Origin of the sequence: Streptomyces sp. R-74717, assembly GCF_047305335.1 — a bacterium.
Lineage (GTDB): Bacteria > Actinomycetota > Actinomycetes > Streptomycetales > Streptomycetaceae > Streptomyces > Streptomyces atratus.
The window spans coordinates 1,558,101-1,573,236 of the sequence record NZ_CP102361.1 but is presented as its reverse complement, the minus strand read 5'-3'; the positions used below and the strand labels follow the sequence as shown (position 1 = coordinate 1,573,236).

14 protein-coding genes are annotated in these 15,136 nt (G+C 70.6%); 13 read left to right on the top strand and 1 reads right to left on the bottom strand.

Going from position 1 to position 15,136, the window contains the following annotated elements; translation table 11 throughout:
- Window positions 1-50 precede the first annotated feature (50 nt).
- The 12 genes from NRF20_RS07135 (at window position 51) to NRF20_RS07080 (ending at window position 12,779) form a co-directional block, all read left to right on the top strand.
- Window positions 51-2,360 carry a type I polyketide synthase gene (locus NRF20_RS07135; RefSeq protein WP_413752239.1) on the top strand — a complete coding sequence of 770 codons (2,310 nt, stop codon included), beginning with the start codon at window positions 51-53 and terminating at the stop codon, window positions 2,358-2,360.
- Complete coding sequence (locus NRF20_RS07130; RefSeq protein WP_413752238.1) at window positions 2,350-3,108, top strand: thioesterase II family protein; 759 nt, start codon at window positions 2,350-2,352, stop codon at window positions 3,106-3,108. The genes NRF20_RS07135 and NRF20_RS07130 overlap by 11 nt, the downstream gene beginning before the upstream one ends.
- An 87-nt stretch (window positions 3,109-3,195) precedes the next feature.
- A complete protein-coding gene (locus tag NRF20_RS07125; protein ID WP_398634362.1) occupies window positions 3,196-3,435 on the top strand; it encodes an MbtH family protein in 240 nt (79 codons plus the stop codon).
- Window positions 3,435-4,577 carry a histidinol-phosphate transaminase gene (locus NRF20_RS07120; protein ID WP_413752237.1) on the top strand — a complete coding sequence of 381 codons (1,143 nt, stop codon included), beginning with the start codon at window positions 3,435-3,437 and terminating at the stop codon, window positions 4,575-4,577. The genes NRF20_RS07125 and NRF20_RS07120 overlap by 1 nt, the downstream gene beginning before the upstream one ends.
- A gap of 77 nt (window positions 4,578-4,654) precedes the next feature.
- On the top strand, window positions 4,655-5,140 hold the full coding sequence (locus NRF20_RS07115; RefSeq protein ID WP_398634364.1) for a DNA-binding protein: 486 nt from the start codon (window positions 4,655-4,657) through the stop codon (window positions 5,138-5,140).
- A complete protein-coding gene (locus NRF20_RS07110) occupies window positions 5,130-6,203 on the top strand; it encodes an ATP-binding cassette domain-containing protein (RefSeq protein WP_398634365.1) in 1,074 nt (357 codons plus the stop codon). Before NRF20_RS07115 ends, NRF20_RS07110 begins: the two co-directional genes overlap by 11 nt.
- Window positions 6,200-7,033: an ABC transporter permease gene (locus tag NRF20_RS07105; RefSeq protein WP_398634366.1), complete on the top strand. Its 834-nt coding sequence runs from the start codon at window positions 6,200-6,202 to the stop codon at window positions 7,031-7,033. Before NRF20_RS07110 ends, NRF20_RS07105 begins: the two co-directional genes overlap by 4 nt.
- Before the next feature lie 134 nt (window positions 7,034-7,167).
- Window positions 7,168-8,376: a cytochrome P450 family protein gene (locus NRF20_RS07100; RefSeq protein WP_398634367.1), complete on the top strand. Its 1,209-nt coding sequence runs from the start codon at window positions 7,168-7,170 to the stop codon at window positions 8,374-8,376.
- Window positions 8,377-8,725: 349 nt separating this feature from the next.
- Complete coding sequence (locus tag NRF20_RS07095; RefSeq protein WP_413752236.1) at window positions 8,726-9,919, top strand: nitric oxide synthase oxygenase; 1,194 nt, start codon at window positions 8,726-8,728, stop codon at window positions 9,917-9,919.
- Window positions 9,897-11,081, top strand: a complete 1,185-nt coding sequence (locus NRF20_RS07090; protein WP_398634369.1) for a cytochrome P450 — start codon at window positions 9,897-9,899, stop codon at window positions 11,079-11,081. Before NRF20_RS07095 ends, NRF20_RS07090 begins: the two co-directional genes overlap by 23 nt.
- Before the next feature lie 21 nt (window positions 11,082-11,102).
- Window positions 11,103-12,224: a tryptophan dimethylallyltransferase family protein gene (locus tag NRF20_RS07085; protein WP_398634370.1), complete on the top strand. Its 1,122-nt coding sequence runs from the start codon at window positions 11,103-11,105 to the stop codon at window positions 12,222-12,224.
- 51 nt (window positions 12,225-12,275) lie between these two features.
- Window positions 12,276-12,779 (top strand): hypothetical protein, encoded by a 504-nt coding sequence (locus tag NRF20_RS07080; protein ID WP_398634371.1) that lies wholly within the window; start codon window positions 12,276-12,278, stop codon window positions 12,777-12,779.
- 30 nt (window positions 12,780-12,809) lie between these two features.
- Here the strand turns inward: NRF20_RS07080 and NRF20_RS07075 are convergent, their stop codons facing one another.
- Window positions 12,810-13,700, bottom strand: coding sequence for a TIGR03621 family F420-dependent LLM class oxidoreductase (locus NRF20_RS07075; protein WP_398634372.1), 891 nt, complete (start codon window positions 13,698-13,700; stop codon window positions 12,810-12,812).
- A 212-nt stretch (window positions 13,701-13,912) separates the two neighbouring features.
- Between NRF20_RS07075 and NRF20_RS07070 the strand changes: the two genes are divergently transcribed.
- A complete protein-coding gene (locus NRF20_RS07070) occupies window positions 13,913-15,112 on the top strand; it encodes a cytochrome P450 (RefSeq protein WP_398634373.1) in 1,200 nt (399 codons plus the stop codon).
- Window positions 15,113-15,136: the final 24 nt, after the last annotated feature.

The following is a 15,136-nucleotide window of genomic DNA, read 5'->3' as shown; positions in this document are numbered from 1 at the left end:
CCTGGCGGCTGGACTTCGTCGGACGAGGAACACCCGACGACCTGGCTCTGGTGGACTGGCCGGACGCCGACGCGCCCCTCGGCGAGGGCCAGGTGCGGGTGGCGCTGCACGCCGCCGGCGTCAACTTCCGTGATGTGCTGCTCACGTTGGGCGTCGTCGAGCCCCATGCGGGCGTGCCGGAGGGCGAAGGGCAGCAGAGCGTGGAGGGTGCGGGAGTCGTCGTCGAGACCGGCCCCGGCGTCGACAGCGTGCGTCCCGGCGACCGTGTGATGGGTCTGTTCGACGGGATCGGACCCGTCTCGGTCACCGACGAGCGGCTGCTCGGCCCGGTTCCGGCGCACTGGTCGTTCGCCCAGGCGGCCGCCGTACCGGTGGCCTTCCTCACCGCGTACTACGGTCTGGTCGAGCTGGGGCGGCTGGGAGCCGGGGAACGGGTCCTCGTGCATACGGCGACCGGCGCGGTCGGCTTCGCCGCCCGGCAACTCGCCCTGCACCTGGGAGCGGAGGTCTTCGCCACCGCGAGCCCGGCGAAATGGCCCGTGCTGCGGTCAGCGGGTCTCGACGCCGACCACCTCGCCTCGTCCCGCGACGACACGTTCGAGACGGCCTTCCGCGCCGCGTCCGGGGGCGTGGGCATGGACGTGGTGCTGAACTCGCTGGCCGGCCCGCTCACGGACGCCTCCTTGCGGACCCTCGCCCCGGGCGGACGGTTCCTGGAGATGGGCAAGACGGACCCGCGCGACCCCGACGAGGTGGCCGCCGCGCACGGCGGCGCCGCGTACACCGTCTTCGACATCCGGCAGGCCGGGCCCGACGGTATCCGGCGGATGCTCGCCGAGCTGCTGCGGCTCTTCGAGGACGGGACGCTGACGCCGCCGCCGGTCACCCTCCGCCACGTGCGCGACGCCCCGGCCGCCTATCGGTACGTGGCGGAAGCACGGCACGTGGGCAAAGTGGTCCTTGCCGTGAGGGACTTCGACACCGACCGCGCGGTGCTGATCAGCGGTGGACTCGGCACGCTGGGCGCGCTCGTCGCCCGGCACCTCGTGACGCGGCACGCGGTGCGCGACCTGGTGCTGATCGGCCGACGCGGACCGGAGACCCCGGGCAGCGCCGAGCTGGCCGCCGAACTGCGCGGGCTGGGGGCACGCGTCACCGTGGCGGCGTGCGACGCGGGGGACCGGGAAGCGCTCGCGGCACTTCTGGACGAGTTGGCCGAGCGCGGTATCCGGATCGGCTCGGTGGTGCACGCCGCGGGCACCACGAGGGACGCGGCGATCGGCTCGCTGACCCGGGACGCCGTGACGGAGGTGCTCCGGGCCAAGGCGGTGGCCGCGCTGAACCTGCACGAACTGACCGCGGACCTCGGCCTGTCGTCCTTCGTCCTGTTCTCCTCGGTGGCCGGGGTGACCGGCTCGGCGGGCCAGGGCAACTACGCCGCGGCCAACGCCTTCCTGGACGCGCTGGCCGAGCACCGCCGCGCCCGGTCGCTTCCCGCCCTGTCGATCGCCTGGGGACTGTGGGAGCCGGCGAGCGGCATCACCGGGCGGCTGCGAGCCCAGGACCATGAACGGCTCGCCCGCCAGGGCATCCGCGCCCTGTCGGCGGAACGCGGTCTGGCACTCCTCGACGAGGCCCTCGCCACCGGCGCACCCACCGTCGTCGCGGCCCGCCTCACCCTGCCCTCGCCGCCTGACCACGCGAACGGCGCCGCTGTACGCACGGGCGGCACCGTCGCCGAGCCGCAGGGGAGCGGCACCGCCGTACCGGCGAGCACGGCCGCGGCCGTGAACGGCGCGGGTTCCGCCCTGTCATCCTCCCCCGTCCGGCGCCGGTCGCTGCTCGAACTGGTGCGAGCCGAAGCCGCCTCCGTACTCGGCCACGACTCGCCGGAGGCCGTCGCGCCCGATGCGCTCTTCCCGCAGCTCGGCTTCGACTCGCTCGGGGCGATCGAGCTGCGCAACCGCATCGTCGCGGTGACCGGCATCCCGCTGCTGTCCACCCTCATCTACGACTTCCCGACCCCCAACGCGCTGGCAGGCCATTTGCGGGAGGAGTGCCCGGACTGGGCGGAGGGGCCGGAAGACGGCGAAAGCGCGGCCGACGCCATCCTTGAGAACCTCAGAAAAGTTCTCGCCGAGAATCGACTCGATGCGAAGGAGTCGGCCGTTCTCGCCGAGCGGCTGCAAGCGATGGTGACCGGAAACGGAAACGGAAACGGATACGGGAATGGATACAGAAATGGGCGCCGGAGCGGGAACGGCACCGGCATCGGCACCGACGATGAAACCGTGAATGGCCCGGGAAGTGGTGGCGGAAAGGAAATCGACGACGTGCGAGGGGCGGACCATGACCACTGATGCGGGCCGCTGGACGATGTCCTTCAACCCGGGCCCGGAATCCCGGCTCCGCCTGGTCTGCTTCCCGCACGCCGGCGGTTCGGCCGGCTCCGTCTTCCCGCTGGTGCGCGCCGCGCCGCCCGGTCTCGAGGTGGTCGGCGTCCAGTACCCGGGGCGGCAGTGGCGTCGTACGGAGCCGGCCGTCGCCGACATCCACGGGCTGGCGCGCGGCGCGGCCGACGCACTGCTGGCCGAGCGGGATCTGCCGACCGCCGTCCTCGGCCACAGCATGGGCGCGCTGGTCGCCTTCGAGACCGTACGGTTGCTGGAGGAGAAGCGGCCGGGGGCCGTCACCCACCTCTTCGCGTCCGGCAGCCGGGCGCCGTCCTGCCACACGGACGAGGCCCGCCCGGCGCGGTGGAGCGACGAGCGGATCATCGCCGAGTTGCGCGGACTGGGCGGGACCGGCGACCGGCTCATCTCCGACGAGGAGGGACTGCGGTCGGCCTTGCCGGCGCTGCGCGACGACTACCGGGCGCTGGCCGCCTACCGCCCGGCGCCCGGCGCCCGCGTCGGGGTGCCGCTCACCGTGCTCGTAGGGCGTGGGGACCCGAAGGCGGGGCCGGAGCACGCCGCCGACTGGCAGCCGCACACCGATGCGGCATTCGATTTCCGGGTATTCCCCGGTGGTCACTTCTTCCTTAACGAGAACGCCGCCGAACTGCTGAATCTCGTACAGAGCAGCCTTGTTATGCCGCAACGCCCGTGAGACGCTTTTCGGCGTCACCATAAGCGTCACTGCCAATGTCGCAAAAATAATGTCGCAAAATATGCAGGGAAAAGAATCGGAGAAGTGATGTCGAATCCGTTCGAGGATGAAAGCGCGTCGTACGTCGTATTGATCAACGATGAACTGCAGTATTCGTTGTGGCCGGTGGTCATCGACATTCCCGAAGGCTGGCGCCCGGTGTTCGGCGAGGCCGAGAGGAGCGCGTGCCTGGAGTACATAGACCAGCACTGGACGGACATGCGCCCCAAGAGCCTGGTGGACGCGATGAGCACGGCGGCCGGTGACACGGGCCGCCGCACCGGGTGATGACTCCGGCCGGCGCGGACCGTCCGGCCGCGCCCCGGCCCCGGGTCCGGACGGACCTGGACGGCCTGCCGCTGTTCCGGGGGCGGGCTGCCGAGGGCGGGATGATCGGCCTGGACTGCAACGAATCGCCGTTCGCACCGCCCGTCGCCGTCTCGGACGCGATATCCGCGGCTGCGGGAGAGCTGAACCGCTATCCCGACAACGCGGCCGTCGACCTCACGGTCCGGCTCGCCGAGCGGTACGGGGTGCCGCCCGCCAACCTCATGCTGGGCGCCGGTTCGGTGGGCCTGTGCGTGCAGCTGATCCAGATCGCCTGCGCGGCGGGTGACGAAGTGATCATCCCCTGGCGCTCGTTCGAGGTCTATCCCGCCATCGCGCGCACAGCGGGCGCGGTGGTGCGCCGGGTCCCGCTGACCCCGGAACACACACTGGACCTCCCGGCCATGGCCGCGGCGATCTCCGACCGTACCCGGCTGGTCTTCGTGTGCTCGCCCAACAACCCGACCGGGTCGGCCGTGTCCCGCGCCGAGGTGGAGCGGTTCCTCGCCGTGGTGCCGTCGGACGTCCTGGTCGTCCTGGACGAGGCGTACGCGGAGTTCACCACGGGCGACGCCGACCCGCTCGACGGCTTCGGTCTCGTGCGCGACCGGCTGAGGCAGGGCCGGAACAATGTGGTCGCGCTGCGTACCTTCTCCAAGGCGTACGGACTGGCCGGGCTGCGGGTCGGCTACTGCCTGTCCGCCGTGCCGGTGGCCGAACTGCTGGGCCGGGTGGCTGTCCCGTACGCGGTCGCCACCCTCGCGCAGCGGGCCGCGGTCGCGGCACTGGACTGCGAGGAGGAGGTGCGGGGGCGCTGCCGACATCTCGTGGGGCAGCGGGAGCGGGTGCGTGCCGCGCTGCTCGATGCGGGCTGGGACGTGCCGGTCAGCGGCGCGAACTTCCTGTGGCTGCCCATCGGTTCGGCCGCGGAGTCCTTCGCCGCGCACTGCCGTGGACGGCGGATCCTGGTCAAGGCCTTCCCCGGCGAGGGGGTACGGGTGACGGTCGGTGCGGACGCCGAAAACGACGCCTTCCTGGCCGCTGCGGGGCAGTTCGCCCAGGTCGGCGCGGTGGACGTCGTCCGGCCGGCCCCGCTCGGCTGAGGAGACTCGCCCGACACCAACCGCAGGACTTCAACTTCTGGTTGACAAACTTCGGTTGAAGTAGCCAGTATCCTCCCATGACCGATCATGCGGAGGGGCCTGACGCCCTGAGCCGTCCCGAAGACCCTGACCACGCCCGTGCCCGCCGGGAGCATGTGGCGCTGCGTCATGTGGCCGAGCGGCTGGCCGGCACCGGCGAGCCGGAGCCGGTCGATCCGGCGGGTCGTCTCACGGCTCAGGAGGCCGTCCACCTCATCGCCTCCTGGGCCGGAGGGAGCGGGCGGCCCGGCGCCGCGCCCGAGATAGGCAGGACCGACGTCATGGCCGCCCTGACGCTGCTCCCGCGGGCCCGCGCCGACCTGGACGTACTGGAGGCGAGCCTGCTGTTCGTCGCCCGGGAGCTCGGGCTGACGTGGCAGGACATCGCCTACGGTCTCGGGCTCCGGTCCCCCCAGGCGGCGCAGAAGCGGGCCGGACGCGGCGTCCAGAGCCCGGGCGCGACCACACCGGCCCGCCCCACGACCCCAGCCGCAAGCGACCCCAAGGGTGAATGTGAACACTGAACTCGCAGTGGAGACCGTCGGCGTGGTGAAGTCCTTCGGGGCCACCAAGGCCGTCGACGGCCTTGATCTGGCAGTCCCGGCCGGTGCCGTCTACGGAGTCCTCGGGCCCAACGGCGCAGGCAAGACCACGACCCTGCGCATCCTGGCGACGCTACTCGCCCCCGACGCCGGCAGCGCTCGGGTCTTCGGCCACGACGTCGTCCGCGATGCGAACCGGGTACGGGAACGGATCAGCCTGACCGGCCAGTTCGCCAGCGTCGACAACGACCTCACGGGCGTGGAGAACCTGGTGCTGCTCGCCCGGCTGCACGGCTACCGCCCGGCGGCCGCCCGGGAGCGGGCCCGTGACCTGCTGGAGGCGTTCGACCTGGTCGAGGCGGCCGAGCGCCCGGCCCGGGGATACAGCGGCGGCATGCGCCGCCGGCTCGACGTGGCCGCCGGGCTCATCGTGCGGCCCCAGCTGATGTTCCTGGACGAGCCGACCACAGGACTCGACCCGCGCAGCCGCAACGAGGTCTGGGACATCATCCGGGCCACCGTCGAGCGGGGCACGACCGTTCTGCTGACCACCCAGTACCTCGAAGAGGCCGACCAGTTGGCGCAGCGCGTCGCGGTCATCGACCACGGAAAGCTGGTCGCCGAGGGCACCCCCGGTGAACTGAAGGCGTCGGTGGGACGCGGCTCCCTGCGCATCGAGTTGCGAGACCCCGCCGACGTGCCGGAGGCGAGCCGCATCCTGGTCGGCGCCCTGGGAGCGCCCGCCGAGAACACCGGCCGGGCCGAACTCACCGTGCGGGGCACCGATCCGCGAAGCGTGGCGCGTGCGCTGGGCGAACTCACCCAGACCGTCGAGGTGGACGACTTCTCCATGGACCGCCCGAGCCTGGACGAGGTGTTCCTCGCTCTGACCGGGCGCCCCGCCACTTCCGAGGTCCCCCCGGCCCGGAAACCCGGCCGCAAGCAGGGCGGCAGGGACGCCGGACCGGCCCGCAGGGACACCAGGGCCGGCCGCTCCAAGGGCCGTGCCGACACCGCCGCGACGACGACCGAGGAGACCCGATGACGACCGCCACGCGCACCGTCGAGGCGGACGAGAGGCTGCGCCGGGTCCTGGGTGAGGACACCCGTCCCGAGCAGCGTCCCGGCGCCCTGTCCACGTCGCTGGCCCTCGGCTGGCGGGCGCTGGTGAAGATCAAGCGCTCGCCCGGACAGATGTTCAACGCGACCATCACCCCGGTGATGTTCATGCTGATCTTCACCTACCTCTTCGGCGGTGCGATCTCCGGAAGCAGCCGCGAGTACCTGCAGTTCCTGCTGCCGGGCGTCCTCGTCCAAGGGGTGCTGTTCATCTCCACGCAGACCGGCGTGGCGCTCACCACCGATCTCCAGCAGGGCATCTTCGACCGCTTCAAGTCGCTGCCGATCTGGCGGCCCTCACCGCTGACCGGCGCACTGATCGGCGACGTGGTGCGGTACCTGATCTCGTCGGTGGTCGTGGTCGCCGTCGGGCTCGCGCTGGGCTTCCGGCCCGACGGCGGACCGCTCGGAGTCATCGGCGGGGTGCTCCTCGCCGTCCTCTTCGGCTTCTGCGTCTCGTGGATCTGGACGTTCCTCGGTCTGGTGCTGCGCACCCCGCAGGCCGTCTCAGGCCTCGGCATGATGCTGCTGTCGTTGCTGACCTTCGCCAGTAACATCTTCGCCGAGCCGACCACCATGCCCGGGTGGCTTAAGGCATTCGTCGACATCAACCCCATCGGATACGTGGTCACCGCCTCCCGCTCCCTGATGAACGGGGACGGCACGTCCGACGTCGGCCCCGCGCTCATCTCCTGTGCGGTGCTGCTGATCGTGTTCGTACCGCTCAGCCTGCTGCGTTACAACAAGAATGAATAAGAAGCAGGATTAATTTCGCAACTCTCGTACGGCTGCTCCCCCAATAAAATTCGAACGTTTGCCGCCGGTGTGGACCGTGGATAACATCTTCCCCACCGCATCGGAAATCGTCCGAAATTTATTGGGGGAGCGCCGTGCTCAACAGTGAGAATGCCCGGATCGACATCCCTGAGATTGCCATGATCGACCCCGAGGTGCTGCACGATCCGATTTCCGCCTATGGGCAGGCCAGGGAACGGTCCCCCATAGTGCGGCTCATGGCACCCGGTTACGGCTCGATATGGGCGGTCACCCGCCACGGCGACGCGAAGGCCATGCTCAGCGATCCGCGCCTCGCCATGACCGCCGACAGCTGGAACCAGCGCATACCGGATGACATCAAGCCGTACATGCTGACGATGTCGCACATGGACGGGGCCGACCACGGCCGGCTGCGCAAGCTCGCCGTGCGGGCCTTCACCGCCCGCCGCGTCGCCGCCCGCCGCGACATGATCCTGAAGAGCACCGAACGGCTGCTCGACGCCCTGCCCGGCCATGCCGAGCAGGGCACCGTCGACCTGCTGGAACACTTCGCCCGGCCGCTGCCCACCTTCGTGGTCGGCGACGTGATGGGCATCCCCGAGGCGGACCGGCCCCTGTGGCGCGCCTACGTCGCCCGGATGAGCTCCGGCCAGACCTACGACGACGCCCTGCGCGACGCCGTCGCCGGAGCCAAGCAGGTCGTCGCGCTGCGCCGCGAGGAGCCCGGCGACGACCTCGTCTCCGACCTCCTCCAAGCGCAGGCCGAGGCCGCCGACCGGATCACCGACACCGAGCTGGTCACCATGGTCTGGCACACCGTCTTCGCAGGCCAGGACAACCTTGCGAACTTCATCGCCAACTCCGTGGTGGCCCTGCTCTCACATCCCGAGCAGCTCGCCGCCCTGCGCGCCGACCCGGGCCTGATGCCCCGGGCCGTCGAGGAGCTGATGCGCTGGCGGCCCCCGCTGCTGCTGACCGCCATCCGCTACGCCCTGGAGGACTTCGAGCTGTGCGGCGCGCCGGTGCGCCGCGGGGACTCCGTGGTGGCGGTGATCGCCTCGGCCAACCGTGACCCGCGGGTCTTCGCCGACCCGGACACACTCGACATCACCCGGCCCGCCGGCACCGCGGTCCAGTTCGGCTTCGGCCACGGCCCGCACTACTGCATCGGCGCATCACTGGCCGCCGTCGAGGCGGAGGTGGCGCTCGGCGTACTGCTGAACCGCTTCCCGGACCTCGCGCTGGCCGTCCCGCCGGAGGAGGTGCCGCGGCTGCCCAACCCCGGCAGCTGGCACCTGACCGCGCTCCCGGTCACCCTCTGAGCCGTACGCCGAAAACAGCCCGCAGAATTGCGGAATCGGCAGGCGTTGCATTCAGCAGGTGTTCGGATGATTCGTTGACGTCAGTCGGAGCGAACCATAGATTGACGACTGCCTGAATTTCCCGCCTCCCGAAAGGCGATTCATCGCGCCACTCCCGAGAACTTCGGCGAGTGAGGGAGGTGCCGCGGGAAACGGGCTATGCAGGGGAGGTGAATCGATATGCGTTACCTGCACTGAAAGTAGAAACGAGACCATAGGTCGTAGCCCGGCATGGCCAGCCTTGCCGGGCTACGGCGCCGTTGACGGGGGTTGCAGAATGGCAGGGCCCGCAGACACCGATATACCAGGCTTGATCGCACGCGCCGAGGAATTCATTCGGCTGTACTGTTCGGAGAACGCCGTCGACCGCCCGTCGGCCGACCGCATAGCGGAGATCCGCCACGAGATCCGCCAGTCCGGCAGCTATGTGCACACCGCCCGGGAACTAGCCTTCGGCGCCCGGGTCGCCTGGCGCAACAGCAGCCGCTGTATCGGCCGTCTCTACTGGCCCAGCCTCGTCGTACGGGACCTGCGCCACATACGGACCGCCGAGGACATCCACCGCGAGTGCGTCGAACACCTGCGGCTGGCCTACAACGGCGGCCGGATCCGCCCCATGATCAGCGTCTTCGCCGCTGACGGCCCGGACGGCACCGGCCCGCGAATCCACAACCCGCAGCTCATCCGGTACGCCGGCTACCGGGGACCCGGCGGCCGCATCACCGGTGACCCCGCCACCACGGACCTCACCGACCGGGTCCGGGCCCTGGGCTGGCCCGGCGGCCCCGGCACCCGCTTCGACGTCCTGCCGCTGCTCGTCCACACGCTGACGGAACCGCCCCGGCTCTTCGACCTCCCGCCCGATGCCGTGCGGGAGGTACCGCTGCGCCACCCCGACCACGACTGGTTCGCCGAACTCGGCCTGCGCTGGTACGCGCTGCCGGTCATCTCCGACATGGTGCTGGAGATCGGCGGCATACGGTACGGCGCCGCCCCCTTCAACGGTTGGTACATGGGTACCGAGATCGGTGCCCGCAACCTCGTCGACCAGCAGCGCTACGACCTGCTGCCCGAGATCGCCGACCGGATGGCCCTGGACCGCAGCACCGACCGGACCCTATGGAAGGACCGTGCGCTGGTCGAGCTGAACGTGGCGGTGCTCTGGTCCTTCCAGCAGAGCGGCGTCACCATCACCGACCACCACACCGAATCGGAACGGTTCCTGCGCCACCTGCGCCGCGAGGAGAAGGCCGGACGCACGGTGCCCGCCGACTGGTCCTGGATAGTGCCCCCGGTCTCGGGCGGCGTGACCCCCGTCTTCCATCGCTACTACGACGACCACGAGTCGTCGCCCGCCTTCCTGCCACCGCCGGCCACCGGCCGCTGCCCGGTCACCGGACACGCTCCGGCGACCGGCGGCGTGCGGAACGGACCGGACCCACAGCCGCCCGTCAGCGTCGGCGCCAACACCGGAGACAGCCGTGACCGTATCGCCCGCCCCTGAGTACACCGACCCCCTGTTCAGCCCCCTCGACCCCGCGGTGCTCGCCGACCCCTACCCGGTCTACCGGCGCCTGCGTGAGACCCAGCCGGTCTACTGGCACGCCGGCCTCGACTCCTGGCTGATGACCCGGCACGCCGACTGCACGGCGATCCTGCGCGACCCCGGCCGGTTCAGCACCGACTTCCGGAAGATCGACATCCCCACCCCGCCGACCCTGCTCAGCCTGCAGACCCTCGACCCGCCCGACCAGACCCCCTTGCGGCACCTCGCCCTCGACGCGGTGCGCGCCCAGGACCTCGACGCCCTGCGGAAAGAACTCACCTTGTTCGCCGACCAGTTGCTCGACGAACTGGCCGGCCGGGAGTCCTTCGACTTCATCCACGACTACGCCGACGTGTTCACCCTGCGGGCCATCACCCGGTTCATCGGCGTCGAACCACCCGAGACCGACGAGGCGTTCGCCCGCTTCAACGACGACCTCGACCACAGCATGGACGCCCAGCTCGACCCCGACGCCGAGGAACCCGGGCTGCGCGCCCGCGCCCACTTCAACGACCTGGTCCGCAGCTGGCTCGCCGACCCCGGCCCGCACGGCGTCCTCCCCGATGTGGTGCGGCTGCTCCCCGGGTCCGGCGTCGAGGCCGACGATGTCCTGGTCAACTCCGTACGCGCCTTCTTCCACGCCGGCTTCGAGGTGCCCAGCCGCTTCCTCGGCAACGCCCTGGCCGCCCTGCTCGCCACGCCCGGCGCATGGGAGCAGCTGGTCCGCGGCGACGTGGGTCTCGACACCGCCGTCGAGGAACTGATCCGTTACGTCGGCCCGGTGCAGGCCCTGGCCCGCGCCTGCCTCCAGGACACCGAACTGGGCGGGGCGACCGTCAAGGAAGGCCAGGTGGTGACCGCGCTGATCGGCGCGGCCAACCGGGACCCCGACCAGTTCCCCGACCCCGAGACGCTCCGGCTGGACCGCAAGCCCAACAACCACCTGGGCTTCGGCCGCGGCGCGCACTCCTGCCTCGGGCTCAACGTCGCCCGCATCGAGGCACATGTGACGCTCGGTGCCCTGCTGCGGTACCCCAGTGTCCGCTCGGCGGGAGAGCCGGTGGTCCGGCCGAATGGCACGCTGCGCGGGCTCTCCCGGCTGCCCCTCACACTCGGTTGACCCGAAGGAGTATCGGCAGCGATGAAGACGGCGAGCGGGACCAGCGAGGCAAACATGGAGTCGCCCCTGTCGGCCGGTGCCGCGGGCGCCGCACGCCTGGCCGGGCTGGCGACCGGCCTCGGCCTCGGCGACCGGAGCGGCGTGTGCGTCGACACGTTCCATGCCATGACCCGTTCATGGGGCGCGGCCACGGCCGGGGAACTGCCCGAGTCCGATGTGTCGTCCGACGGATCGCCCGTGGAGTTCGCGGTCGGCTTCGACGACGACCCCTCCCTCCAGTTCGCGGTGGAGGCCCTGAGCCCCGGAGACTGCCCGGTGGACCGGGTCGTCTCCGCCCGCGCCACGATGGCCCGCCTGGTCCGCCGGTACGGAGCGGACGAGCGGCGGTGGGCGCAGGTCGCCGACCTGTACCTGCCGGAGAAACCCGCCACCGAACACGTCGCCATGTTCGGTGCCGAGGTGCGGCAGCACGGGGACGCCCAGTTCAAGGTCTGGTTCTACCCGGCCGTCGGAGGTCCCGAACGGGCGGCGGAGCTGTGCGAACGAGGGCTCGCCGCCGTCGGCCTCGGCGCGGCATGGGACGCGGTGGCCGCCCACATGCCGCGCGGCGAGAGGCTCGATCGGCCGGTGATGTTCTCGCTCGACCTCTCGGCGGCCCCCGAGGCGCGGGTCAAGCTGTACTTCCGGCACTACGCCACCGATGCCGGCCGCTTGGCCGAACTCATGGCGCCGTACCCGGGCTTCGGGGCCGGCCCGGTCCGGGAGTTCTGCCAGGTGATGGTTCCCGGGGCGGCCGCCGACCTCTCCGCCCAACCACCGGTCACCTGCCTGTCGTTCACCGGCGCGCGCCCCGCCGCGGTCGGCGGGGCGACCGTCTACCTGCCGATGTGGACCTACGCCCCGGACGACGAGGTGGTGCGCCACCGGATGAACGACGCCCTCGCCGCCTGCGGCCGGGCATCCGCACCCTACGAGCGGGCGCTGCGCGAGGTGGCGTCCCGCCCGCTCGGCACGGGCCGGGGCATTCACAACTACGTGGCCTGGCGGCCCGGCCCCGGCCGCCCCCGGCTCAAGGCGTACTTCTCACCCGAACTCCGGCACGCGGACCCGGCCGCACGGTACGCCCTCGACGGGCAGGGCTGACCGGTCGGCGCGCTGTGACACGCTGCTGACGGCGTGCCATAATCGGGAATCGTGTATGAGCCTGTGGTCGACGCGTGGAAGCGATATTCGGGATTGCTGAACAGGCCCGGTACCCCCTGGCGTGCATCGCCGGGTGTGATGGCGGAAATTCATACCCGCTTCGGGCAGCTCGACATGTTGATGGAATCCATCGTCACGGTGCTGGACTCCGCCTCGTGGTCGCCCGCAGATGAAGGGGAGACCGCCGGCGACGAGCGCCGACGTTTTCTTCAGGCATGGGACTGGGCGTCGGTGTACACCGACGCCTTCTACTTTTTCGGCTGGCGCACCGTCGATCTGCTCAATGGTGCGGTGGACGGCCCATTGCCGTGTCTCGAACCAATTCGGCCGACCGGTCTTCTCGCCGTCCGCGATTTCCTGCACGACCACCCCGAAGGCCAGGGCGACTACTACCGGCACGGATTGGAATTCCGGGAGGAGGCGCTGGAGAAGATCAGCCGTGCCGCGGACGCGCTCGAAGCGGGCGGGGGCGGCACGGAGCCGGGTTCGCGGTGATCCCGCTCACCCGGCATCCGGTCCGCAGGGTCACTTCAGCAGTTCGACGACCGGGGCGAACTTCTCCAGCCACGGCTCCAGGACCACGATGTAGCTGAAGCCGAACCGCTCCCGGTACTCCGTCAGCCGATCGGCGATCTCCCGCTCCGTCCCGATCAGCCAGGCCGGCGCCGCGAGCAGCTGTTCAGGAGTGAAGTGCGCCAGCGGATGCCGGGCCCACTCCTCGGCGGTGCCGCGCGGGTCGTCCGTGACGATCACCTGCTGCACCAGCAGATTCAGCTCCACCTCGGCCGCCCTGGCCCCCAACTGCCCGCGGACCAGAGCCACCCGATCGTCCAGCTCCTCCGGGCTCGCCAGCTGCGGGAACTCCCCGCGCCCCGCGAAGATGCCGGTGAAGCCGATGATGTCGGCATGCTCGGCGGCCAGCCGCAGCACCCGGTCGCCGTTCCCGGCCACCAACAGCGGCGGCCCCCCGGGCTGCACAGGCTGCGGGGAGTGGTCGGGGTTCACCATCAGCCCGCGCAACTCCTTCACCGTGCGCTCCAGCCGGCTGACGCGTTCTCCGGCGGAGGGGAACGGCACACCGTCGGAGCCAGTGCCCGCCCGGATGGACCCGGCCGCCAGACCCACCTCGAGCCGGCCGTCGGTCAGCAGGTCGGTACCGGCCACCTCCCGGGCCAGGAGAACCGGGTTGTGGAAGGCCGCGTTGAGGACGAAGGTGCTCACCCGTATCCGCTCGGTGGCCTCGGCGGCGGCCACCAGGGCGGGGAACGGAGCGGGCGCGCCCAAATGGTCGGGCACGCCCAGCACATCGAACCCCAGGTCCTCGACCTTGCGGGCTTTTTCCGCCCATTCACGCCGGGGAGCGGGGGTGACGAGATTGACGCCGAAACGGAACGGTCGATTCTCGGGAAGACTCATAGGGCGACGTTAGCAGCGGAGTCGAAATCCGAAAATGTTTCTGTTCTGCCGCCGTGGCCGAAACTCCGGCGGCCGCTGTTCAACTCCGACGACCTTGACACAGGCAAGTCAGGTGATCGATTCTCGGTGTGAATGTCGCCTGTCTCACTTTATTTCTCGTGCAGGGGGAAGGGATTTCCGTGGGTTCAGAACAAGCGCACACAGAAACAACTGTGGAAAAATCGACGCCGCCCCCGCCCTATTCCAAGGACGACGGAAAAGCGCTCCAGGACTGGTTCCGCGTCATGCGGGACGAGCGGCCCGTCCACCAGGATCCCGCGACCGGCGCCTGGATGGTTCTCCGGTACGCCGACGTCGTCGCGGCCAGCCTGGACCACGCCACGTACTCCTCGGAGCTGTGGCGCGCGTACCCCGCCGAGTGGGGAAAGGGCGACGCCTGGGGCGAGGGCAGGCTCACCGAGATGGACCCGCCGAAACACCGGCTGCTGCGGGCCGTGATCGGCAAGGCGTTCACCAACCGGACGGTCGCCGGCCTCGCACCCGAGATCGAGGCCACCGTGGAACGCCTGCTGGACGCCACAGACGGTCGCACGGAGATCGACGTGGCCCGCGACCTGGCCGACCCGCTGCCGGTCATGGTGATCGCCGAGCTGATCGGACTGCCCTTCGAGGACCGCGAGTTGCTGCGCGGATGGGCGGACCGGCTTCTCTCCTTCGAGGCCGGCGACCTGGCCGGCGAGGACCTCGTCAAGGCGATCGACGCGGCCGGCGCGGAACTGCTCGCCTACCTCCGCGAGCACTACCGGCTGCGACGCGCCGCCCCGAAGGACGACCTCTTCAGCAGGCTGGCGACGGCGGAGGTGGAAGGCGAACGGCTCACCGAGGACACGGTGGTCAACCTCGGCAAGCTGCTGCTCATCGGCGGACATGCCACCACCGCCTGCTCACTGGCCAGTCTCGTCTTCGAACTGCTGCGCCACCCCGATGCGCTGACCGCCGTACGGCAGGACGCCGACCTGATACCGGCCGCCATCGAGGAATCGGTCCGCTACCGGCCCGCCGTGGTGAACAGCCTGCGGCTGACCACACGTGAGACCGAGCTCGGCGACGTCACCATCCCCGCCGGACAGTTCGTCTCGCTCTCCGCGCTCTCGGCCAACCACGACGAGCGGCAGTTCGACGCCCCCGAACGCTTCGACATCCACCGGCAGCACAACCAGCACGTCGGCTTCGGCCAGGGCGTCCACTACTGCCTGGGCGCACCACTGGCCCGTACGGAGATCCGGATCGCGCTCTCCGCGCTGCTGCGGCGGTTCCCGGTGCTGGAACGGACCGACGGCCCCCTCCAGTACTACCGCAACCCGAGCATTGCCGGACTCAGGTCCTTCCCGGTGGCCGTCGGCCGAGGCTGAGGACGGCCGCCGACGACAGCTCTC

Coding starts and splice junctions, on each gene's coding strand:
- NRF20_RS07085 (WP_398634370.1), top strand. CDS start 11,103: ATGAAGACGGCGAGCGGGACCAGCGAGGCAAACATGGAGTCGCCCCTG.
- NRF20_RS07120 (WP_413752237.1), top strand. CDS start 3,435: ATGACTCCGGCCGGCGCGGACCGTCCGGCCGCGCCCCGGCCCCGGGTC.
- NRF20_RS07130 (WP_413752238.1), top strand. CDS start 2,350: ATGACCACTGATGCGGGCCGCTGGACGATGTCCTTCAACCCGGGCCCG.
- NRF20_RS07115 (WP_398634364.1), top strand. CDS start 4,655: ATGACCGATCATGCGGAGGGGCCTGACGCCCTGAGCCGTCCCGAAGAC.
- NRF20_RS07075 (WP_398634372.1), bottom strand. CDS start 13,700: ATGAGTCTTCCCGAGAATCGACCGTTCCGTTTCGGCGTCAATCTCGTC.
- NRF20_RS07125 (WP_398634362.1), top strand. CDS start 3,196: ATGTCGAATCCGTTCGAGGATGAAAGCGCGTCGTACGTCGTATTGATC.
- NRF20_RS07105 (WP_398634366.1), top strand. CDS start 6,200: ATGACGACCGCCACGCGCACCGTCGAGGCGGACGAGAGGCTGCGCCGG.